The organism is Treponema parvum, assembly GCF_017893945.1.
GTDB lineage: Bacteria > Spirochaetota > Spirochaetia > Treponematales > Treponemataceae > Treponema_D > Treponema_D parvum_A.
On record NZ_CP054257.1, the window covers coordinates 1,315,208 to 1,335,757 of the forward strand.

20 protein-coding genes are annotated in these 20,550 nt (G+C 40.9%); 6 read left to right on the top strand and 14 right to left on the bottom strand.

Features of this window, described 5'->3' with window-relative positions:
• Window positions 1-17: 17 nt before the first annotated feature.
• From HRI96_RS05875 to HRI96_RS05900, 6 genes are all read right to left on the bottom strand, one after another.
• Window positions 18-431, bottom strand: a complete 414-nt coding sequence (locus HRI96_RS05875) for a GtrA family protein (RefSeq protein WP_210116483.1) — start codon at window positions 429-431, stop codon at window positions 18-20.
• Window positions 421-1,677, bottom strand: a complete 1,257-nt coding sequence (locus tag HRI96_RS05880; protein ID WP_210116484.1) for a GumK N-terminal domain-containing glycosyltransferase — start codon at window positions 1,675-1,677, stop codon at window positions 421-423. The genes HRI96_RS05875 and HRI96_RS05880 overlap by 11 nt, the downstream gene beginning before the upstream one ends.
• Before the next feature lie 22 nt (window positions 1,678-1,699).
• Window positions 1,700-2,884, bottom strand: coding sequence for a nucleotide sugar dehydrogenase (locus HRI96_RS05885; protein ID WP_210116485.1), 1,185 nt, complete (start codon window positions 2,882-2,884; stop codon window positions 1,700-1,702).
• 261 nt (window positions 2,885-3,145) lie between these two features.
• Window positions 3,146-3,940: a glycosyltransferase gene (locus tag HRI96_RS05890; protein WP_210116486.1), complete on the bottom strand. Its 795-nt coding sequence runs from the start codon at window positions 3,938-3,940 to the stop codon at window positions 3,146-3,148.
• A 148-nt stretch (window positions 3,941-4,088) separates the two neighbouring features.
• The gene (locus HRI96_RS05895) at window positions 4,089-5,543 is read right to left on the bottom strand and encodes a flippase (protein WP_256729162.1); all 1,455 of its coding nucleotides are present in this window, start codon (window positions 5,541-5,543) and stop codon (window positions 4,089-4,091) included.
• A gap of 9 nt (window positions 5,544-5,552) precedes the next feature.
• Window positions 5,553-7,211: a capsule assembly Wzi family protein gene (locus HRI96_RS05900; protein ID WP_256729163.1), complete on the bottom strand. Its 1,659-nt coding sequence runs from the start codon at window positions 7,209-7,211 to the stop codon at window positions 5,553-5,555.
• A gap of 328 nt (window positions 7,212-7,539) precedes the next feature.
• Here HRI96_RS05900 and HRI96_RS05905 point away from each other — a divergent pair, with 328 nt between their 5' ends.
• A complete protein-coding gene (locus tag HRI96_RS05905) occupies window positions 7,540-8,703 on the top strand; it encodes a hypothetical protein (protein ID WP_210116488.1) in 1,164 nt (387 codons plus the stop codon).
• An 83-nt stretch (window positions 8,704-8,786) separates the two neighbouring features.
• Here the strand turns inward: HRI96_RS05905 and HRI96_RS05910 are convergent, their stop codons facing one another.
• Window positions 8,787-10,025, bottom strand: a complete 1,239-nt coding sequence (locus HRI96_RS05910) for an FprA family A-type flavoprotein (protein ID WP_210116489.1) — start codon at window positions 10,023-10,025, stop codon at window positions 8,787-8,789.
• 374 nt (window positions 10,026-10,399) lie between these two features.
• Between HRI96_RS05910 and cmk the strand changes: the two genes are divergently transcribed.
• Entirely contained in the window at window positions 10,400-10,966 is a 567-nt protein-coding gene (gene cmk, locus HRI96_RS05915; RefSeq protein ID WP_210116490.1) for a (d)CMP kinase, read from the top strand.
• Between the two features lie 30 nt (window positions 10,967-10,996).
• Here the strand turns inward: cmk and HRI96_RS05920 are convergent, their stop codons facing one another.
• From HRI96_RS05920 to HRI96_RS05950, 7 genes are all read right to left on the bottom strand, one after another.
• Window positions 10,997-11,530: a 3-isopropylmalate dehydratase small subunit gene (locus HRI96_RS05920; RefSeq protein WP_210116491.1), complete on the bottom strand. Its 534-nt coding sequence runs from the start codon at window positions 11,528-11,530 to the stop codon at window positions 10,997-10,999.
• Window positions 11,531-11,552: 22 nt separating this feature from the next.
• Window positions 11,553-12,836, bottom strand: a complete 1,284-nt coding sequence (locus HRI96_RS05925) for a 3-isopropylmalate dehydratase large subunit (protein WP_210116492.1) — start codon at window positions 12,834-12,836, stop codon at window positions 11,553-11,555.
• Between the two features lie 294 nt (window positions 12,837-13,130).
• Window positions 13,131-14,165 carry a dual-specificity RNA methyltransferase RlmN gene (gene rlmN / locus HRI96_RS05930; protein WP_210116493.1) on the bottom strand — a complete coding sequence of 345 codons (1,035 nt, stop codon included), beginning with the start codon at window positions 14,163-14,165 and terminating at the stop codon, window positions 13,131-13,133.
• 15 nt (window positions 14,166-14,180) lie between these two features.
• Window positions 14,181-15,332 carry a tetratricopeptide repeat protein gene (locus HRI96_RS05935; protein ID WP_210116494.1) on the bottom strand — a complete coding sequence of 384 codons (1,152 nt, stop codon included), beginning with the start codon at window positions 15,330-15,332 and terminating at the stop codon, window positions 14,181-14,183.
• A 132-nt stretch (window positions 15,333-15,464) separates the two neighbouring features.
• Window positions 15,465-15,803: a hypothetical protein gene (locus HRI96_RS05940; RefSeq protein WP_210116495.1), complete on the bottom strand. Its 339-nt coding sequence runs from the start codon at window positions 15,801-15,803 to the stop codon at window positions 15,465-15,467.
• A gap of 151 nt (window positions 15,804-15,954) precedes the next feature.
• Window positions 15,955-16,536: a 16S rRNA (guanine(966)-N(2))-methyltransferase RsmD gene (gene rsmD, locus HRI96_RS05945; RefSeq protein ID WP_210116496.1), complete on the bottom strand. Its 582-nt coding sequence runs from the start codon at window positions 16,534-16,536 to the stop codon at window positions 15,955-15,957.
• The gene (locus HRI96_RS05950; protein ID WP_210116497.1) at window positions 16,536-18,137 is read right to left on the bottom strand and encodes an ankyrin repeat domain-containing protein; all 1,602 of its coding nucleotides are present in this window, start codon (window positions 18,135-18,137) and stop codon (window positions 16,536-16,538) included. The genes rsmD and HRI96_RS05950 overlap by 1 nt, the downstream gene beginning before the upstream one ends.
• A gap of 247 nt (window positions 18,138-18,384) precedes the next feature.
• Here HRI96_RS05950 and rpsF point away from each other — a divergent pair, with 247 nt between their 5' ends.
• The 4 genes from rpsF to rplI all read left to right on the top strand — a co-directional run bounded on the left by rpsF (window position 18,385) and on the right by rplI (window position 20,262).
• The gene (gene rpsF / locus HRI96_RS05955; RefSeq protein WP_210116498.1) at window positions 18,385-18,678 is read left to right on the top strand and encodes a 30S ribosomal protein S6; all 294 of its coding nucleotides are present in this window, start codon (window positions 18,385-18,387) and stop codon (window positions 18,676-18,678) included.
• Between the two features lie 50 nt (window positions 18,679-18,728).
• Window positions 18,729-19,196 carry a single-stranded DNA-binding protein gene (locus HRI96_RS05960; protein WP_210116499.1) on the top strand — a complete coding sequence of 156 codons (468 nt, stop codon included), beginning with the start codon at window positions 18,729-18,731 and terminating at the stop codon, window positions 19,194-19,196.
• Window positions 19,197-19,238: 42 nt separating this feature from the next.
• Window positions 19,239-19,568: a 30S ribosomal protein S18 gene (rpsR, locus tag HRI96_RS05965; protein ID WP_210116500.1), complete on the top strand. Its 330-nt coding sequence runs from the start codon at window positions 19,239-19,241 to the stop codon at window positions 19,566-19,568.
• Window positions 19,569-19,635: 67 nt separating this feature from the next.
• Complete coding sequence (gene rplI / locus HRI96_RS05970) at window positions 19,636-20,262, top strand: 50S ribosomal protein L9 (protein WP_210116501.1); 627 nt, start codon at window positions 19,636-19,638, stop codon at window positions 20,260-20,262.
• Window positions 20,263-20,550 lie beyond the last annotated feature (288 nt).

Consider the following 20,550-nt stretch of genomic DNA (forward strand, 5'->3'; position numbering starts at 1 on the left):
AAAATTATTTTTGTATTTTACTCCTTATTTTTAAACACAACAAGCCTTTGACCAAGGTAATTCATTGCTAGGTATAAAAATTCTCCTGTGAGCATTGCAATATTATCTTTGATTTTTACGCTTTGTGATGAAAAAATACGATAGATGAAATATTTTGCAAGAACGTATGCGATTAAATAGCAGATAACAAGCAATACAACAAACTTAATAATTTGACCAAAGCTTTTTTTGTGATTTTTGAATGTAAAATATTTGTTTAAAAAGTAACTGCAAATTCCGCCTACTATATAATTGCACGATGAAGAAAGCCAATAATTACAATGAGCAAGATTGTAAAGCAAAAACATTGTGCCAGCTCCCACTATAGTATTTATTACGCCTACGATTAAAAATTTGAGCAATTTTACATCTATTAGTTCTTTAATTTTCATGATTTTTCTCGCATGCTTTTATGAATCGCTTGCAGATTTCATTCCAATTGCGCCCTTGCAAATCAAATTTATAAGTGCAAGAACCTTTTGTCATAGCAGATTGAATTTCACTTATAAAATCTTCATAAGAATAATTTACGCTTATGCCTGCATCCTTCAGTTTTGGTGTATCGCAATAGGCAACAATCGGTTTTTGGGCTGCCATCGCTTGATAGTATTTTGCGGTAATGCCCAAAGGTCTGTCTTTATAAAAATCCGTTTGGTAAGGAACCATTACCACATTACAGTTTGTAATCCATGCAGGAACTTCTTGAGGTTTTATTCCTGGAACATAAAAAAGATTTTTGAATTGGCAAACTTTTTTTTGAATTGCAGACGAAGGATAATTTGGACAGACGACAATGTAATTGAAATCGGGATTTGTTTCGGCTGCTAAAAAAAGCAGCTTCCATTCAACTTCCCAAGCACCAACGTATAAAACAGTATTTGGTTTTTGAAGAATTTGAGGTACAGGATATTTTTTCGTATATGATGCAATATCTATTCCGTTTGATAAAATTTCGTAGTGAACCTTGTTTTCAAAATCTGTAATAGTTTTTTTGTAACAATTTACACCTTCTTCGTTGACGATTAAGCTTAAATCCGCTTTGTATAAGATGTTTTTTTCCAATTTTTTTACACGCTGCGGAACTGTTGCATAGACCATAGGATCGCTTGGACGGTATATCATTTTTGCGTCTGGAAAATACTTTTTCAATTTGTCGATGAATGCAATTCCTTCGCAGGATTCAAAAACGAAACAGTCTGTGCCTGAAAAATATTTTTTACAAAATTTCTTAAAACTTTTAAAAGAATGTATCAAAAGCCAGTTCATAAGTTTGTCGTTTAAAAATCGTCCTGCACTGTCTGGAAACCTAAAAGTAGGGTATGTGATGTTTAGCAATTTTTTACTTTTTTCTTTGCCACCTTGAACATAAAAATCGCTTGCTTTTTCGTCAAAAATATCAGTTTGTTCTTCATTTGTTTTTGGAAGTTGAACATCGTAGTATTTACCCTTAGAGAGAGTTTTAATAACATCCTTATTTAACTGTTCCCTGTTCATAAAAAGACCATAATAAGGACGAGGAAAACTAAAAAAAACGCTCTCTATGCCAGAAAGGCAGGCTGCTTCTGCAAATTTATGAAAGCCTCCCTGTCGTTTTGAGTCCCAATTGTGTGTCGTTATAAAAACAATCTTTTTAATCATAAAGCAAAATCAATTTATAAAATCAATCTCGTGAATAAAGGTCGCGAGTATAAACTTTTTCTGGCACCTTAGACAGTTCTTCTGACATACGGTTTGCAAGAATTACATCGCAATTTTTTGCAAATTCGTCGAAGTTATGAATCACACGGAATTTTTCAAATTTATCACAGGTAAGAGTTGGCTCATAGATTAAAACTTCAACACCTTCGCCTCTAAGGATTTTCATTATATCTTGAATGGAACTTTGTCGGAAATTGTCGCTATTTGCTTTCATAGTTAAGCGATAAATTCCAACAGCTTTCGGATTTTTCGATAAAATTTGCGAAGCGATAAACTCTTTTCTCGTTTTGTTAGATTGTACAATCGCTTGGATGAGATTTTGTGGAACAGAATTGAAATTTGCAAGCAATTGTTTTGTGTCCTTTGGGAGACAGTAGCCGCCATAGCCGAACGAAGGATTGTTATAAAAATCTCCAATGCGAGGATCTAAACTTATTCCTTCGATAATTTGTCGAGTGTTTAATCCACGCACTTCTGAATACGTGTCCAATTCATTAAAGTAAGCAACGCGAAGCGCAAGATAAGTGTTTGCAAAAAGCTTAATCGCCTCCGCTTCTGTGCAATTTGGAGTTAGCACCGCGATGTCTTTTTTTATAGCACCTTGTTTTAAAAGTTCAGCAAATTGCAAAGCCTTTGCCTTTAGTTCTGGCTGTTCAAGGGGATAACTTACAACAATACGGCTAGGGTAGAGGTTATCGTAAAGAGCATGACCTTCGCGCAAAAACTCTGGGCTAAAAAGAAGATTTTTTATATTAAAACGAGAATAGATTTTTTCTGTGTAACCAACAGGAACTGTGGATTTTATTACAACGGTGGTATTAGGACATCGTCTTTCGATAATTTTTAACACAGACTCGATAGAAGAAGTGTCAAAAAAGTTTTTTTCAGTATCATAATTTGTAGGAGTTGCAATGACGACGAAGTCTGGGGAGTCGTATGCGTTTTTTTCATCAGTAGTTGCAACTAAATCAAGTTTTTTCTGTGAAAGATATTCTTCGATTTCTTTATCGACGATAGGAGATTTTTTGTTATTTATTAAATCAACCTTAGATTTTACAAGGTCAACAGCCGTAACCGTGCTATTTTGCGCCAAAAGAATTGCGTTTGAAAGGCCAACATAGCCAGTTCCTGCGATTGTTATATTCATGACCTACCTCATTTTTTTATAACGCTAGTTATAAAAGATTTTAACCTCATAACTATACAAATTATTATTGAAAAAATAAACTATTAATATATCATTCCATTTTCGGAAATTTTGAGATTTATTATGTAATTTTAAAAAATCCGCAGGTAAACGAATACAGAATAAAATAGCTTTGAGCTTTGATCGAATAGAGTTGTCGTCTTGTTCAGACTGCATATATTCGGTCAATCACATTTGTGTCGGCATGAACATTCGACTGGCTTACACGGATTTCCAGTCGTCTAAGTGGATTCCCGTAAAATTTTCCATATCTTTTATGTATTTATCGTTTTGATTTTTATTTACATTTTCAAGATTAAGTCCCGTGTCTCTGTGCAGCGCAATTTCAACTGGGTGAACATGTCTTGTCTTTTTCCATACGACGGGGACGGCGCTTTTAAGTTCCATGAATTTAAGCCATATGTCGTCGGCCTTGTAACAGTGCTTTTTTATCGCTTCCGTGTCAAAGGTGTCTTTCGGTAAAATATGCGGCGGATAAAGTACTCCGCCTACGCCCGTTGCACAAAGCAAAAAAGAAGGGGAGGTGATTTTTCTGTATTCTTTTTTCCATTTTTCATAGGGTTCCGCTGCACCGTTTTTTGAATACGTTATTTTATGAACGCGCATAGCGGATATGCATTTTGGGTATTTGAAATATGAGTTAAGCAGATGTTTTACTGTGTTTTTTCTGTAAATGACATCATCGTCAAAGGTTATAATGATTGAATCGGTATATTCATGCATTGCAAAAAAATATTTTTTATGCGAGCGAAGGTTATGAGGGATTTTTTTTATTGTAAGTCCGTTTTTACAAAGTTCTTTAATTTTACTCGGTATTTCACTGTCTAAAACAAAATCGTCAAGGTATAAGACTATTTTATCCGCCTTTACCGACTGGTTAAATATACTTTTTATACAAAGGTCAAGGGTATTGAATCTTGCCGGATAACTTGTAATGGAAATGACTATATTTTCTCTTCGTTCGGAGGTGTTCAGACAGTTATCGTTAGGATTCATTCTTTTATAATAAGCTTCATAAAACGGAGAAATTATATGATTATATTTTGTTTTAATATAATTTTTTACTTTAAAAAAAAATGGAATAAACATTCGCCATACTCCTTTTACATTATTTTAAATTTTAACATACGGCCAATCGTCTGCTTTAAGATATAATTTTAGCGACGGAAGATTGAAAAAAGATAATAAATAGTTTCATTATGGGATTTCGTATAATGATCATAAAGGTTGTGTAAGAAAAGAAACCTAAAATGATCGCGACCGATAAATATATAAAATTATTTTGTATTTCTTTTGCAAAAAAACTTATTATTATCCCCATAAAAAAAGAACATATAAGAGGATCAAGAATACTTCTGAGTTTAAAAGTTTTTTTGATTGTCGGAAAGCAGATATAAAGCCTTGCAACTGTTAATATATATTCGATGATCACGGTAGATAGAGCTGCCCCTAATACATTGAGTTTTTTTATTAATATGTAGTTGAGAAGAACATTCATTGCAACTCCTGAAAATTGTATGTAAAATGATTTTTTTTCCATCTTCAAAGGATTTATGACTGCATCATTTAAAAATGAATTGAAAGCCGATGCGATTATCATAGGAGATATTATGATCATTGGAGTAACTGCCTGTAAATAATTTTCTCCGCAAAACAACAATATAAAAGGTTTGCAAATACAGATAATTCCTACTGTACAGGGAAAAGAAAGAAACAAAGAAATTCCCAGTCCCTTTTGTATAAGTTCGTCGTATTTTTCGGAATTATTGTTGTTTACATAAAAAGAAGCTCTTGGGAGCAATGTTCCCGTTATTGTGGCAATAAGAGGAGTTACAAGACTTTTTATTTTTATTGCTGCCGCATAAAGACCGACTGCCGTATCGTTCATGATAAACCCGAGCATTACGGAATCTATCCCATTAAGAATTTGTTGCGAACATGAAATACCGAAAAAATAAAATACCGGTTTTATGTGTTTTTTCAATTGAAGTTTTGTTTTTATCAGTATATTTATAAATTTTCTTGAATAAAAAATATTACATATATTTGAACCGGCATTGGAAAAAATGCCTATAAAGGCATATGTTATATAATCATCGCTTTTATGTACAAATAAGAATAACGATACTAAACTTATGATTTGAAAAATTGCAGTTCTCAGCGTAATATATGAATATTCTTCTTGCGCTATAAAAAGCCAATTTATTCCTGCAGAAACGAAAAGAATCTTAGTCGAGCACACGATCATGAGCATTCGGTATTCATGGAATTTAGGAACCGCAAATAAAGAGATTATCAGCAGTATATATGCGAATATTGTGGCAAAGAGTGTTATCAGTAGAATTTCTTTTAAAAACTTGCTTAGATTATTAAAGTCTTCTCTTAGTATTGCTGCTTCCCGTGTCGCATACTGCGCAATTCCTAAAGAAGCGATTAATACAAAGTAATCGATAACGGAATTTGCAAAATTAACTTTTCCGATACCTTCCGGCATGAGTATACGGGAAGCGTAAGGAAACGATATTATAGGAAATGCAATATTCAAAAATGAACGTATGAAGTTAAAAAAAGCATTATTTTTTAAAGATTTTTGCGGCATACGTTTTGTTTAAAAATTATATTTAACGGAGATTTGTGTATGCAGTCCGTTTCTTGTTTCCGGATCACCGTTGTTTAAGGGATTTTTTTCATGAATGGCTGTAAGCCCAGCCGTGAAATAAATGTCTTTTGACAAATAATAAAGTATTTCCAGTCCTCCGATTAATAATACACGGATATTTGTCTCCGCGTCCCAGCCTGAATGAGCTACGTCATAATACCATGTATAATCAAGATCTGGATTTCTCCGCTGGAAAAAGATTTTCCAAAACCCGTTAGGATGATAGAGTTTAAAACCTATGTACTGGCTGTTTCCGCCTGTTCCGATACCTGCTCCAAGCCATTGCCCTCCGTTAGTGTAGCCCTGTGTGATAATGTGGTGTGCATAAAAAGTAGAAGGATAGGGTATGTAGCTGCCGTAATCTCTGGAACATTCAAGGTTCGTTATTTCCAAAGATAATTCGCCTGAGTATTTGTCGGAAAAATTTATGCTTTTTCTGCCGCCTAAAGTATATCCTTGCGTGTGGAACGGATACCGGATTATATAGTTCAAGTTGGGGCTGAAGTCATTTCTTGCCCATTCAAAATAAATTTCAAAGCCGGCAGAAGGCAAAAGATAATCGGCTGTAAACGAGAATCTCTGATCGCTATTGTCAGAACCTTCTTTAGAACCGCTCATAAGTGGATTATATATTTTAAAAAGGGAATAACCGGTAATTTCATTCCATCTGCTCAACATCGTCCTGTTTACGCCTAGTGTAAGTCCCATCAAATGAGGCGGTGTCCAAGCTAAGGCCACTCCGGAAAGTAAGTTGTGATCATTCGAATCAATATTGTCAAAGTAATCGCTTTCGGTTAATTTTCCGAACCAGCCTCGAATTTCGACGTCGCCCAAATACCTGTTTCCCCAAGGCCAATGCACTGAAGTTTTTTTAAGTCCGAAATCAACTTTGGGATAGTTCGGCGCGTTATTTGAATGTACGATTGGATTGAGTTGCGCCGGCCCAAGCCACACGGCCTGTGTGCCCAAGCCGAGCGTTAAGGCCTTCCACGTATAGCGGATTTCCGTGTCGCCCCAATCGAACGTAAAAAACGGCGCGTCTCCGAATCGCTGCGGCGCGTCGATAGAGGGGACGCCGTAATATCCATACTTTTCTGCTTTTCCTGCAAAGTCTGAAGTTTTGTAGGCTGTATGAGGCTCTATGATATCAAATGCCGCATTTTGCGAAAAACTTAGTTGCGGCTTTAGAGTTAACTCGGCTCCGTAGGCTTCAAAACGCGCCCCGCCGGTCAACGATGTATTGTATCCTTTGCCTTGCCACAGCGCTCCGTCGTTTTGCCCGTAGGGGGCTGCGGTGTTAAAACTGTTATACCATTCAGGCCCATAGATTTTCCACGAAAGGTTCTTATTGCCGTCGATAAAACGAGTTGTTCCGAGATTTTTGTCTTTCCATATATTGCGCGAATCGTTTTGAGCTTCTTCGGAAAGCTCCCATACCGAATCGCTTAAAGTTCTGTAGTTTAGGGTAGGGCGCTCGACGAGCCCCTGCAGCGAAAGAAAGTCGTAGTATTCTTCTTCATAGGATTTTAGCGCTTCTTGAGAGTTCATGATTGACGCCGATAAAAAAAATAAAACTGCAAAACCGGCGCTTTTTAAATATTTATGCATAAATAACCTCGTTAAATTAATCATTTTTATATTACAAGATAATAAAAAAAAATCAACATGACGGATTAAAATTTACAAGCAAATGCTTATTGTACTAAAATCTCATTTTATGTTATCATAAAGTCGGTAAGCTGATGTTTGCGGGAAGCGTGTATACGTATCGCTTTTGAAAAAAATGAATACGATACATTATATTTTCGCAAACTCGATTATTTATTGCGTTTTCTAAACTGATGTTTGCGAAAGCGCGAAAAACTTTTTCAGAGGTTGCACCTTGCTGGAAGCTTCGCTGCGGGTAGCTGGAAAAGTTTTTATAGGAGGTGAATTTATGAAAATGATAAAAAAGATTTTATGTGCGGCGCTGACAGGCTTTGTTTTTTCTTCAGGCGTTTTTGCAGACCAAGTTGTTAATCTTAACTGGGTGGCGGGAACATCTCAGACTGCCAATATAACTGTTCCCGACGAGGTTGCGGATATTATAAACGCCAATAAGGCTGCTATTGAGCAAGCTCTTGCGGCTACTGGAGCGACGGGTGGACCGGGAGGCACTGTAGCTAATGCCGCAGCTGAGATCAGAGCTGCCTACACCAGCCTTTCTTCTTACGGTATAAACGTTACGAATCCTATAAATACGGCGACGTCGGGACTTAACGGCTTTTGCGATGCCATAGGAGACTCTCTTCCCAATTCACAGACGCAGCAGAATGTCTGGGCAGAAGCATGGATAGGCAAGATTCTTCCGTTCCCGCATTTCGGCTTCGGAATAAATACGGGCGCGTCGCGTCTTGACGTATCAAGCCTCAAGGACACCGCAAACGCCTTAGGAATTGATGTGGGGGGCTTAAGAGATGATTTGGTTTTTCCCACCGTTACGGCGGATTTTCGCGTAGGCGGCTTTGTGTTCCCGTTCGACGTAGGATTTACATTTTGTTCGATAGATACGTCAAAAATCAGTTCTTTTGATGAAATTTTAAGTCCCTCCTCGATTGATTTTTTTACGATCGGAGGCGACGTGCGCTATGCTCTTTTAGAGGGCGGCGGGATCACTCCTAAGGTTTCGGTGGGCGGCGGTTTTTACTACACAAAAGGGGGCGTTAGCGTAAAAGACGATAGCGCCGACGCGGATCTTGATTTTAAATCCACAACGCTGTTCGTTTCATCGCAGGTGTCCTCAAAGGTTCTTTTTCTTGTTCCGTTTGCAGGCGCCAGAGTTTTGTTTTCAAAGACAAATGTCGATTGGAGCATAGACGCAGATTGGAGCAAAATATATACAGGACAAAATACTGCTATGTTACAAAACGCCCAAAAATGGGGATTACTTCCTACTAAATTCAGCGGAAGCGGAAACACAGGCTTTATGGAAGGAATTAGACCTCAGCTTTACGGAGGCGTAGGTTTGGATATTTTCGTCATCGATCTTACATTAAGCCTCAGCTATGATTTTGTTGCGAAGATTCCGGCCGGAGCGCTCAGCCTTAGATTCTCGTTATAAAAAAACGACCCGTTGTGCCGTTTTGCATCTCAAGAGCCGCGCAACGTATGCAGCGCAGCTTCAAGCAAAACGGCGCAAAATTTTTATGAATTCTTTATCTTCAGCGCAAGATCTTTTCCCTGTTCTTTTAGAATTTTTAAAGTTTCTTCACTCGGAATTCCCTGCCATTCTATCTGTGCGCCTTGCTCCCAATTCAGCGCGGCGGTAGAAGTTTCATATTCTTTTTTTGCACCGCCTACCCATCCCCAGCTGCCGATACGAAGAACTTTTTTTCCCGTAATGTGCTTTCTTCCGCAAAGGTCAATAAAATGCGCCATAGGCGGGAACATCTTGTATTCATAGGTCGGCATTGCGATAACAAGTCCCGCCGATTTTAGCGCATCCGCCAAAACAAAGGAAAAATTTGTCTGCGGAAGCTGGTGGATTGAAAACGGAACGCCGATCTCTTTTATCCCTTCGATAACGGCGTCAAGTCCTTTTTTTGTGTATCCGTACATCGAACTCCAGACGATGCAAATCTCTTTTTCAAGAGAGCTCCCTTGGTCTTGTCCCGAACCGGGCGTATTGTAGCCCGCGTAGCGCAAATAGCGTTCGATTATTTTTTTAGGTTCAGATCTCCATATTATTCCGTGGCTTGGAGCGACAACCTTAATTTTAAGATCATCTAGTTTTTCTACGGCTTTTTTTACAAAGGGGCTGAAACTTGCGACTATGTTTGAATAATAACGAAGGCATTCTTTTTCGAATTTCAAGTGTTCTTCCGCCGAAAACTCGTCGTCGAAAACTTTTTCGCCTAGCGATCCGTAGGAACCGAAGCCGTCGCAGCTGAAAAGGATGCCGCTTTCGTCGTCAAAGGTCATCATCGTCTCAGGCCAGTGAACGTTCGGCGTTTCATAGAAAGTAAGCGTCCTTCCGCCGAGGTCGAGAGTATCGCCGGTCTTTACCGCCCTTAAATTTTCGCTTATGCCGAAAAATTTTTGCAGCATTGCGACGCCTTTTTCGGTAGATATGATTTGGACTTTCGGGTTGCGTCTTATAAGTTCGTGTAAATAGTCCGTATGATCGGGTTCAAGGTGATTCAACACCACATAGTCGATGTCTTCAAGTTTTACGCCTATGGAAATAAGCTGCTCTTCGTATTGGGCAAGAGAATCGCTCCATTCTTTAAAAAGATCGATGAGGCACGTTTTTTCGCCCTGTACTATGTAGGAATTCAGCGTAACTCCATAAGGCAGAGGCCAAAAACCTTCAAAAAGGGCGTTTTTATCGTCGATATCCGCATGAATACTGTATATTCCGGATGAAATTTTTATCGCTTTCATAAAATAATGACCTCCAAAATCGTTATTTTGTGAGTTAAACAGCTTTAGGGCAGTCGCGCACGGAGGCGCGGCTCACAAGTAATTAGTTATTATAGCAAATTTTTATCGATGATTCCAGATAGACGTGTGCGCCTGTGTGCGCCGTGTGCGCCGTGCAGCGGCTGCCTTATCATGTCTGTCTTGTCATCGCCACCCGCCGGACAGTCACCCGTTACGTTGTTTATCCTCCGCGTTTGGAGCCATAGTCGCATGCGGCCGTATGCGCTTCAAGCGCGCACGCGCTTTCGACCGACACAAAATGCGAGATTCCCGATTTTTTTGCAAATTAAGACCGATATGTGCTATACTCCATGCCGTAAAACAGGGGAGTGCGCATGACATCTTATAAAGTAGCCGCAGGCAGAGAACTTAGAATCGCAATTTCAGGCAAGTCAGGATGCGGAAATACGACCGTAAGCAGACTTTTAGCGGAAAGGCTCGGAATAAAACTGATCAATTTTACATTCCGGCAGCTTGCATCTGAAAAAGGCATAAGTTTGGCTCAGGTTATGGAAAATGCAAAGACGGACGATTCATACGACATTGAAATTGACACCAGACAGTTGGCGCTTGCACGAAAGGAATCCTGTGTTTTAGCTTCCCGCCTTGCGATTTGGATGCTTGAAGAAGCCGACTTAAAAATATATCTAATCGCATCACCCGACGAGCGGTCAAAGCGCATATTAAAGCGCGAAGGAGGGGAGTTTGAAGACGTAAAGTCTTTTACGCTTATGCGCGACACGCAGGATTCCTCCAGATATTTACGGCTTTATAAGATCGACAACGATGATTACGAATTTGCGGATCTTAAGATAGACACTTTAAAGTATGTGCCCGAGCAAATAGTCGACATAATATTGGCGGAACTTTTGAAGCGCGGGCTTATTGAAAAGGCAGGTTGATCAAATTTCGAGTTTTTATCAAAATCGATACTAATACTTTTTGTCTGCGTAGCCGACCCATCCTTCGTTTTCCACAAGAGCCCGTTCAAAATTGTCCAGTTTGAATGCGTAGCTTTTTGAAAGGCTTCCAGCGATAAGTTTTACCTTTGCGTCTCCGCCGTCATTTAATACTATCTTGCATTCGGTTTCTTTTGCGGCGAATGTTTTAAACATGTCGTCAATGGATTTTTTATCAAGTTCTACGGCGAGCATTCCGCAGTTATACATATTCTGCCTGAAAATACGCGCAAAGTTGACCGCCACTACGGCATAGATACCGTTTACTTCCAGAGCCCACGGCGCGTGTTCTCTGGAAGAACCGCAGCCGAAATTTTCGCGCGTGATAATAACTTTTTTGCCCGCGATGTCCGTCTTGGGATTAAAATTTTCAAGTTTAAGATCTTCCAACAGATAGGGTTTTAGAGCCTCTTTAGTATTTTCGGTAAGATATTTTGCCGGAATAATTTCATCAGTGTTGATGTCGGCACGGTCTAAAAAAAGCACTTTCCCGCCAAATTGTTTCATAGGATCACTCCTGTAAGATGTATTATTTATACAAAGAAGAATTGGTAATCACGCCTGAAATCGCCGTAGCGGCAGCCGTCGCGGGACTCATCAAGTGCACCATTCCTCCCTTTCCCATTCTACCGTTAAAATTACGGTTCGTGGTAGAGGCGCACACTTCTCCTTCCGCAAGAACTCCGTTACTCATTCCCAAGCAGGCTCCGCACGTAGGATTGGTTACGCAAAATCCGGCGTCAAGAAAGACCGATATGATTCCTTCGTCAAGAGCGGTTTTATATACTTTGGGAGTCGCAGGACTTACTATTCCGCGGACTCCTGCTGCAAGTTTTTCTCCCTTAAGTATTTTTGCGGCGATGCGCAGGTCTGAAATGCGGCCGTTGGTGCAGCTTCCTATGTATATTTGGTCTACCTTTGTACCCGACATTTCTTTTACGGTTTTTATTTGATCCGGTTTATAGCCGACGGTCACTACAGGCTCAAGGTTCGAAAGATCAAAGTCGTAAGTTTTTTCATATTTTGCGTCTTCATCGGAAGTCCATTTTGAAAAGTTTTTAAATGCGCTGTCTTTTGAATCGTATTCGTCTTTTATGAATTCCCAAAGATAATCTACCGTTTTCATGTCGGGTGCGCATATTCCTGACGTTCCGCCGGCTTCTACGGCCATGTTGCAGAGCGTCATTCTCTCTTCCATTTCAAAATTGTCTACGATGGGCCCTGAAAATTCCATTACGCAGTTCGTGGCTCCGTTTACGCCGATCTGTCCTATTATGTATAATATGACGTCTTTTGCATAAACTCCGGCGCGAAGTTTTCCTTTTAGATTGAATTTTATGGATTTGGGCTCCCGGAATGTGCAGACGCCTTTCAGTATTCCTACTTCAAGATCAGTAGTTCCTACTCCTGCGGCAAAACTTCCGAAAGCTCCGTGCGTGCATGTGTGGCTGTCGCCCATTATGACTGTAAAACCGGGGCGTACATAGCCTTTTTCAGGAAAAAGGGCATGGCAAACTCCGTTACAGCCTATGTCAAAAAAATCCTTTATGTTATTGCGTCTCGCCCAGTCTCGAAGAATTTTTTCCTGCATGGCGGTATTGCTGTCTTTTGCAGGACTTACATGGTCTATGACAGCCTTTATCTTTTCAGGATCGAAGACTCTGTCTTTTTTGCGCGATACCAGATCGTTTATTGCGATCGGCGTAGTTATTTCATGGCAAAAAACCCGGTCAAGTTTTAACACATAGGTTCCTTCAAAGGGCTTGTCGACGAGGTGATCTTCAAAGATCTTTTGCGCGATGGTTTTTCCCATATATTCTCCCATAAAAGCGCCGGCCGTTTAACCGTAGCTTTTTGTTATATTCTCGTAAAAGACTGCGTTAAAAAAAACTTTAATTATAATTAAGAATATTAATTATTCATTAAGTCTGTGTCAATATAATTCCTTGTATTCCGTCCGTATTCGCGGTTGCCGCCTGTAATCGGCCGCTTGGGCGGATTTTTGGGACTTGTCCGCCTGTACTGTACTGCAATCGAACAGACTTGAGCCCGATTTTTGCGGCGTTCTGTTCTGCCTCGAATTGCCGCGCCTCAAACTTATCGCGTCTCATTGCCGTGCGCGCGTTACGCCCAATTGTCCGCAAGCTCCTCCTATTTTTCTTCCGCGTTTGGTGCGAAGCGTCACGTTAAGACCTGCTGCCTGTAAAAGGCGGGCGAAGCGTTGGCACTCATTGCCGGAGGGCTCCGTAAACGGAAGACCTTCTACCGGATTCCACGGAATAAGGTTTATGTTTACGTTCATGCCCGAAGCGAATTCGATCATGTTTTTTGCGCTGCCGTCTCCCGTGTTTGCATTGCCCATAAGAGCCGCTTCGAGCGTCACTCTTTTTCCTGTTTTTAGCGAATAATAATCTATGGCTTTTTTAAGCTCGTTAAGGCCGTAGGTTTTGCTTATCGGCATAAGATCTTCCCTTAGCTTAGGATCCGCCGTCGTAATCGAAACGGCTAGGCGAAGGTGCGGCCCGTTATCCGCAAGGTCGTAGATTCCCGGCACAAGCCCCGACGTTGAAATTGTTATTCTTTTTGCAGAAAGGGCTCTTCCTTCTTTGTGGGTTAAGATCGCTACGGCTTTTCTTACGGCTTCAAGGTTTTGCATAGGCTCCCCCATGCCCATAAATACGATATTCGACAGTTTTCCCGCTTCTTTTTCTAAAAAAAGAAACTGTTCGACTATCTCTCCGGCCGAAAGATTTCTTGCAAGTCCCAAGCGGCCTGTCTGACAAAATCCGCATTTCATAGCGCATCCTACCTGGCAGGAAACACAGGCTGTTTTTCTGTTTTCGCTGTCGGTAAGCAGCACTGTCTCTACGGCAAGGCCGTCGTGCAATTCAAGCTGCAATTTTATCGTGCCGTCAGGATCTTTTAAAACCTTTGATACGAAAGACGATCTTAGCAGAGCTTTGTTTTTAAGAATGACGCGCAGATCCTTACTCAGGTCTGTCATCCGGTCAAAGGAAGTTACGCCTATGCCGATCCATTTGAATATCTGTTTTCCGCGGAAAGCGGGAGATAATTCCAATTTTTTACAGATTTCTTCCGGCAAAAGTTCGGTCAAAAAAATTTTAGAAACACCGGGGAGCATATGATCGTTCGTTCCTTAGCGGTTTTGCATGGAATTTTCCAAATTATCCAGCATATCGTTTACCGCAGGATTATGTATGCCGAACGCTTGAAAACTTTTCAATACGTCTGCAGCGTCCTGCATTCTGTTGATCTTTACGTAACAATCCGCAAGGTCTATATACGGTCTGTAATTTTTAGGATCGTTTCGTATTAGGCTTTTAAGACGCTCGATAGCTTCCTCGTATCTGCCTTCGCCCTTGTATATGAGGGCAAGGCCCAGAACCGCGTATATGTCGAAGTCTATGTCCATAGCCTTTGTGTAATATTCTTCCGCTTTGCGATAATCTCCGGTATTGCGGTATGCGTCTCCGGCGCGGGTGAGGATAACTTTGTTTTCAGGATCCATTTCAAGGATCTTATTCCAATATTCAACGGAACGGAATTGTTGGTTCATCCCTCTGTAGCAGTCGGCTAAGCCGAACAGAGCGTAAAAATTTTTAGGATCGAGTTTTAGAGCGCGTTCAAAAAAGTATACACCTTCAGAAAAAGTCTTAAGTTTGCGGTGGCAGTTTCCTATCGAAGTTAAAATTCTTATGTCTGCCGACTTTGGGTTCAACTCGAACATCTTAGTCCAATAATATAGGGCGTCGCGATATTCTTTAAAATCGTAATGGAGATGTCCCAAGCCTATAAGCGCATATGCGTTGTTGCTTTCCATGTTAAGAACATTTAAATAAAGCTGCTTTGATTTTTTAAAATCTTTTATTTTACGGTAAGCGTCCGCCACTCTGGTAAGAACTGTTATGTTTTTGTCGTCATGGATAAGGTATTGTTCCCAAATTTCAATCGCACGGTGATATTGATTTAAAGCCTTGTAACAGTCCGCTAGTCCGAACAGCGCATAATTATTGCCCGGATGCGACGACAGACACTGCGAATAGTATTTTACGGCGTCTTTAAAATGATTGCGTTTCCGCTCCGTATCCCCAAGACCTACCAGAGCGTAATTGTTGTTTTCATCAAGTTCGAGAATGCTTTTGAATTCATTTTCGGCTTCGTTCAGTTTATCTTCTTTAATAAACTGATAGCCTGATTTTGAAAGCTCGGATATCTTTACAAGCTTAGGATCCGCTTCGGCGTTTTGGTTTTCCTGCTCGGTTTTATGATCAGGGGATTGATCGGTCATTTTAACTCCATTGAAATTCAACAGTCTTCAAAATATCAATTTTGAAAGGCTGTTGAATAGGTGCGCTCGTTGCGCACATATAATCAGCGACGTTTCGGCTTTGTCCGAAATGCTCAATGTCTGCGGCTAAGATCATTCTTTTATCATTACCGATATTATTGAAGCTATTTTTTCCAGAATAGGTTCCGATCTTTTTTTATTATGTGCAAGCAAAAACAATTTAAGCGCGTCTATGCTCTTGTTCTTTTTAAGATAAACATCGCCGATCCTTGTAAGTCCGTCCGAATATCCTGTGGTTATAAAAATTCTTTTAGCTTCTTCGATCTTCCCCTCGTTGAGGAGTGTGTTGCCTTTTCTGTTTAATATAACCTTTTGGGCCGAAGTTAAGCCGTCAACGGGAGTATCCGTAACTTTTATAAAACCGCCCGAACTCGAAAGCGAGCTTATCTTATTTTTTAAATCTTCCGTCATTAAATTTCTCTGCCAATAAAATACTTTTATCTTTGCTTCAATGGTATCACAAACAAATTTAATGTCAAGAATTTGTAAAACATATTGTAGAACATATGTAAAAAAATGTTTTATTCGTGCAAAGAATTCAATTCTTCGTCGCTGTAAACAATTACTTTACGCCGTTTGCAGTTTCGCCCTGAATCTCCGGCGTTGATTTTTGATAAAAGTCGACTATTGACCGGCCGTAAACGCGGCGGTCGGTAAGTTTAAATGCCGCTATAGTGTCGGGCATATGGTGTTCTTCCGGCCTGTGAACCAAAACCGTGCCGCCTTCAATCAAAAGATCCCGTTTATATATCTGTTCGATAAGGTCTGTGTGAAATTTGTACGGGAAGGGCGGATCTAAAAAGATATAATCGAATTTATCTTTGCAGCGTTTTACAAAAAGTTCCACGGACGTAAAATGACATTGAATTTTAACGCCCATCTCTTTTTCCGTTATAAACACGTTATCCAAAACCGTACGGATCTTTAATCTGTCCTTCTCGCAGAGTTCGACTTTTTTAGCTCCGCGTGAAACAGCTTCAATTGCAATCGTTCCCGATCCTGAAAACAAGTCGAGAAAAGACTTTCCGTCCAAATTTCCGAGCACTGCAAAGACGGATTCCCTCATGCGGTCCATCGCCGGGCGTATTATGCCATCAGGACACTTTATTATGCGCCCTTTTAAAACTCCTCCTGTGATCCGCATTAAAATCCGCCGTTCGGACTTAAAGCCCAGTATGTTTTATCTCTGTCAAGTTTTTTATTTTTATTTGCATAGTCAAAAGCGGTTTTGCCTTCCCTCGATCTCAGACTTTTTTCGGCACCGTTTTGGAGTAAAAAAGCGATGGTTTCATTTTTGGAGCAGTTTTCAGCTGCAAGCATGAGAGGTGTTTTTCCGTCTATGTAAAATTGATTTATAGCAAGTTTGTTTTTTAGAAAGGCGTCGATTACAGCGGGAGACCTGTCGGAGCATATAGCCGAAATAAAAGAATCCTTTACTTCCTGTTCGTCCGGAGACCTGCCTTCAAGCAATAGATAAACTATATTTTCATTGTTTGAAAAACATGAAGCCAATTGAAGAGCCGAAATGCCGTATTTGTTTTTAAGCTTGAGATCGGCGCCGTTTTCATATAAAAGTTTTAACGACGAATAGTCGCCGCCGTATCGAGCGCACCACATCGCCGCAGTCCATCCGTCGCTGTCCGAAGCGTTTACATTTGCGCCGGAAAATATGAGGTTTTTTATGAGATCGGTGTCGCCGTCGGCTGCGGCCTTCATAAGCTGTGTGCGGCCGTGTTTATCGGCTTTGTTTGCGTCGGCTTTACTTGTAATTTTTGCGTTTACAATTCTGTCGGCCGTTTTTGTATCGTATTCTTTTTCTTCAGGAAAATCGTCAAACAAATAAACGGGAAAAAAACGGGCGGACACGGACACATTGCTTAAAGAAAATCCGCTTGAGACGCTGTCCTCAAGGCCGTCGGAATAGTCCTGCTCCCCGCCGGATGAATCTTTTTCGGCAAGACCGTCCGTTTCATTATCGCCGGTAACCGCGGCGGCTGCAGCTGCAATAGTTCCCGCTTCCATGGCGGAATGTTCTATATTGTTTTCGGTATTGGTTTCCGCATTGTCTTTTGCGGCTAAAGGATCTTGCGTTTCGGAATTTTTTGAAGCCGTTTCGTTTTCAGCCGGATCGGCGGCTAGTATTATAGCACCTGCAGCCGCTCCTGCGCCTATGACGGCATTTTCACCCGCAATCGCCGGCACGGCTTCTTCTAAAGATAAAGAAGATCCGCTTTCCGCCGCACTTGCGTAAATATACTTTGTCTTTTTTTCCAACAGAGAAAGAATTTCAGGATTCTCCGACGAATAGTCGAACGCGGTAAGACCGTTTTTGTCTTTTTTCAAAGCGAATCGCCGTCTTTGCCATGAAAAGTATCTGTCAAAATCCAATATCAATTCTACAATTTCAGGATCGTTGTGTTTGCACGCGTACATAAGAGACGTAACGCCTTCCGAGTTTTTGTATGATGAAGAAACTCCGAATTTCAAAAGCAGCGCGACAATATCTTTTTCACGGCCGGCTTCCAAAGCGATGTGCAAGAGATTGTTTTTCGTGCCGGGCGCCTTGTAATAAACAAGATCGATATTCTTCATCAATGATTTTTTTATTTCTTTTTGAGAGCCGGACTTTACCGTATCGGCGATATCGTTTCTTTTTCCTGATGAAAACAGAGGTAGGCACGAACACATAGCGATTAAAAAAAACAGAGCGAATGACAAATTTTTTTTCAACGGCCGTATTTTCATCAGCTAATATTATAGTAGATAAAGTGTTGTGGTCAATCGGGGATAGAATGTTTGAGTCCCATATCCGCAACTCGCATGGAAAAATCCTTGTTTTTGAAAAAGCAGGGCGGCGGAATCGGGAGGCGACTTATTGAAATTCCTGAAAGTTCGCCTTGACTGTCGCTCTTAAAATCAATATCATTAGGTTATCTTAAAAATCCCCCTTGGAGCTGCGTATGCGGCTTCCATATGTCCATAAGGAGTTAATATGAGAAAGTATGAGCTTATGGCTGTCTTCCCGGTAGACGAGGAGAAGTCAAAAAACGGTGCGGAATTGCTTCGCTCCGATTTGGCGCAATTCGGCGCGGAAATCGAAAAAGAAGAACCGTACGGTGATCGTGATTTGGCCTATGAAGTAAAAAAACAAAACCGAGGCCGTTATATTCTGTTTTCATTAAATATAAATCCCGGAAAACTAGAGGAAATTGACAGGAAATTTCATTTGAATGCCAATTTGCTCAAGTATCTTTTTGTTAGGATTGACGAAAAAAAAGCGCGTTGATTTGATAAGCGCAGGTCAATAAATAATTTATATCATGCACAGAGGTAAAAATGACAGATCTTAATCATGTAACCATTATCGGCAGGCTTACGCGTGACGTCGGTACTGATGAGCGTTCTTTCGGATACCTTCCCAGCGGACAAGCGCGCGCTAATGTCAGCCTTGCCGTAAACCGCAGCCGTAAAAACGGCGATCAATGGGTGGATGAAGTAAGTTATTTTGACGTGACTATATGGGGAAAACAAGCGGAAAGCCTTAAACCGTATTTGACAAAAGGCAAACAGATTGCCGTTGAAGGTTATCTGCGGCAGGATCGATGGGAAAAAGACGGACAAAAAAACAGCAGGGTAACGATTACAGCTACGAATGTTCAGCTTTTAGGCGGAAAAACGGAATCCAATCAACAGAGCGGGGGATATGTTCCGAAATTCCAACCCAAACAGGATACTATGCAGGATAACAATATGGATTCATTCGGCACCGATGCAAGCGCTTTCCCCGAGGATATTCCGTTTTAAAGAATATCCGTATATTTTTTTAAGTTTTATAGGGAGAAAATTATGTCTGACGAAATACAGAATATCGCAATGGAAGATGTAGTAAACGACGATATGAACGCTGTTGTGGCGCAGGATTCCGGACGTGAAAACGAAGGACGAGGCCACGGAAAGGGCGGAAAAACTTTTTTTCATAAAAAAGTCTGCCGTTTTTGTGCAAATAAAACAAAGATCGACTACAAAGAATCGGATGCGCTGCGCCGCTATACTACGGAGCGGGGAAAGATTCTTCCGCGCCGCATCACAGGCACATGCGCTAAGCACCAAAGGGAACTCGCCGTTGCGATTAAAAGAGCAAGGTCGATTTGTCTTTTGCCGTTTGTAGCCGACTAAATAAAATTAAGGCAAAGCGATCCGACTCCTGGTGACGCAGCCTTTAAAAAAAATAGGAGCTTGTAAAATGAAAGTTATTCTTAATAAAGACGTAAAATATCTTGGTGAAGAAGGGGATGTAAAATCGGTAGCGAACGGATACGCCCGTAACTATCTTTTACCGCGCATGCTTGCGGTTCCTTACAATGAAGCGACCGTAGCTATTTTTGAAGGACGCAAGGCTGAAATCGAAGCGCGCAAAGAACAAAAGAGAAAGGATTCCGCAAGTCTTAAAGAAAGACTTGAACAGACCGCATTAGTGGCCGAAATGCCTGCCGGATCTAACGGAAAACTTTACGGCGCCGTAAGCGCTTTGACCGTTGCAGAGCTTTTGCATAAAAACGGTTTTGAAATCGAACGCAAACGCATCGAAATTCCCGGCGTTACGATCAAGTCTACCGGCAAGTATCATGTTACGATCAAACTGTATGAAGCGCAAACTGCGACGGTTGAACTGACCGTAAAAGCTCAGGAAACGGCTACTGAAGCGTCGCCGTCCGATAAAAAGAAAGAAAAAGGACGCCGCTTCTCCGAAGAAGCCCGCACAGAGACGCAGACCGAGGAAGCCTCATCTGAGCCCAAGCCTGAAGAGGCAAAGACCGAGCCTGTAGAGGAAGAAACTTCCGAAAGCGGAAGCGAAGCTGTCTCTTCATAATAAAAAATTATTTTGCCGCGAGTTTTTCGTAAAGAACTTGGGCTTGATTTTCCGTTTTAATTATCGAAGGCCGGCAACGCATAAATGTGAGTCCGGCCTTTATTATTGTGCACAAAGAGCGCACGAATGCGTCATTTTCTAAAATTGATATTTTCAGTAATGTCGCATTTTAGGGGAGGAGGCAACACCTTCGGCACTGTAAATAGTAACCGGCGCCGCTGAATACGCAGCTAAATAGGCGCGGCGCTTGGAGCTTCAGTTCGAATTTTCGGTGAGGTTGTCGATTTG

Bases quoted from the DNA above. Each gene is read 5' to 3' on its own strand.
- HRI96_RS05875 (WP_210116483.1), bottom strand. From the start codon at position 431: ATGAAAATTAAAGAACTAATAGATGTAAAATTGCTCAAATTTTTAATC.
- HRI96_RS05880 (WP_210116484.1), bottom strand. From the start codon at position 1,677: ATGATTAAAAAGATTGTTTTTATAACGACACACAATTGGGACTCAAAA.
- HRI96_RS05885 (WP_210116485.1), bottom strand. From the start codon at position 2,884: ATGAATATAACAATCGCAGGAACTGGCTATGTTGGCCTTTCAAACGCA.
- HRI96_RS05890 (WP_210116486.1), bottom strand. From the start codon at position 3,940: ATGAATCCTAACGATAACTGTCTGAACACCTCCGAACGAAGAGAAAAT.
- HRI96_RS05895 (WP_256729162.1), bottom strand. From the start codon at position 5,543: ATGCCGCAAAAATCTTTAAAAAATAATGCTTTTTTTAACTTCATACGT.
- HRI96_RS05900 (WP_256729163.1), bottom strand. From the start codon at position 7,211: ATGCATAAATATTTAAAAAGCGCCGGTTTTGCAGTTTTATTTTTTTTA.
- HRI96_RS05905 (WP_210116488.1), top strand. From the start codon at position 7,540: ATGAAAATGATAAAAAAGATTTTATGTGCGGCGCTGACAGGCTTTGTT.
- HRI96_RS05910 (WP_210116489.1), bottom strand. From the start codon at position 10,025: ATGAAAGCGATAAAAATTTCATCCGGAATATACAGTATTCATGCGGAT.
- cmk (WP_210116490.1), top strand. From the start codon at position 10,400: ATGACATCTTATAAAGTAGCCGCAGGCAGAGAACTTAGAATCGCAATT.
- HRI96_RS05920 (WP_210116491.1), bottom strand. From the start codon at position 11,530: ATGAAACAATTTGGCGGGAAAGTGCTTTTTTTAGACCGTGCCGACATC.
- HRI96_RS05925 (WP_210116492.1), bottom strand. From the start codon at position 12,836: ATGGGAAAAACCATCGCGCAAAAGATCTTTGAAGATCACCTCGTCGAC.
- rlmN (WP_210116493.1), bottom strand. From the start codon at position 14,165: ATGCTCCCCGGTGTTTCTAAAATTTTTTTGACCGAACTTTTGCCGGAA.
- HRI96_RS05935 (WP_210116494.1), bottom strand. From the start codon at position 15,332: ATGACCGATCAATCCCCTGATCATAAAACCGAGCAGGAAAACCAAAAC.
- HRI96_RS05940 (WP_210116495.1), bottom strand. From the start codon at position 15,803: ATGACGGAAGATTTAAAAAATAAGATAAGCTCGCTTTCGAGTTCGGGC.
- rsmD (WP_210116496.1), bottom strand. From the start codon at position 16,536: ATGCGGATCACAGGAGGAGTTTTAAAAGGGCGCATAATAAAGTGTCCT.
- HRI96_RS05950 (WP_210116497.1), bottom strand. From the start codon at position 18,137: ATGAAAATACGGCCGTTGAAAAAAAATTTGTCATTCGCTCTGTTTTTT.
- rpsF (WP_210116498.1), top strand. From the start codon at position 18,385: ATGAGAAAGTATGAGCTTATGGCTGTCTTCCCGGTAGACGAGGAGAAG.
- HRI96_RS05960 (WP_210116499.1), top strand. From the start codon at position 18,729: ATGACAGATCTTAATCATGTAACCATTATCGGCAGGCTTACGCGTGAC.
- rpsR (WP_210116500.1), top strand. From the start codon at position 19,239: ATGTCTGACGAAATACAGAATATCGCAATGGAAGATGTAGTAAACGAC.
- rplI (WP_210116501.1), top strand. From the start codon at position 19,636: ATGAAAGTTATTCTTAATAAAGACGTAAAATATCTTGGTGAAGAAGGG.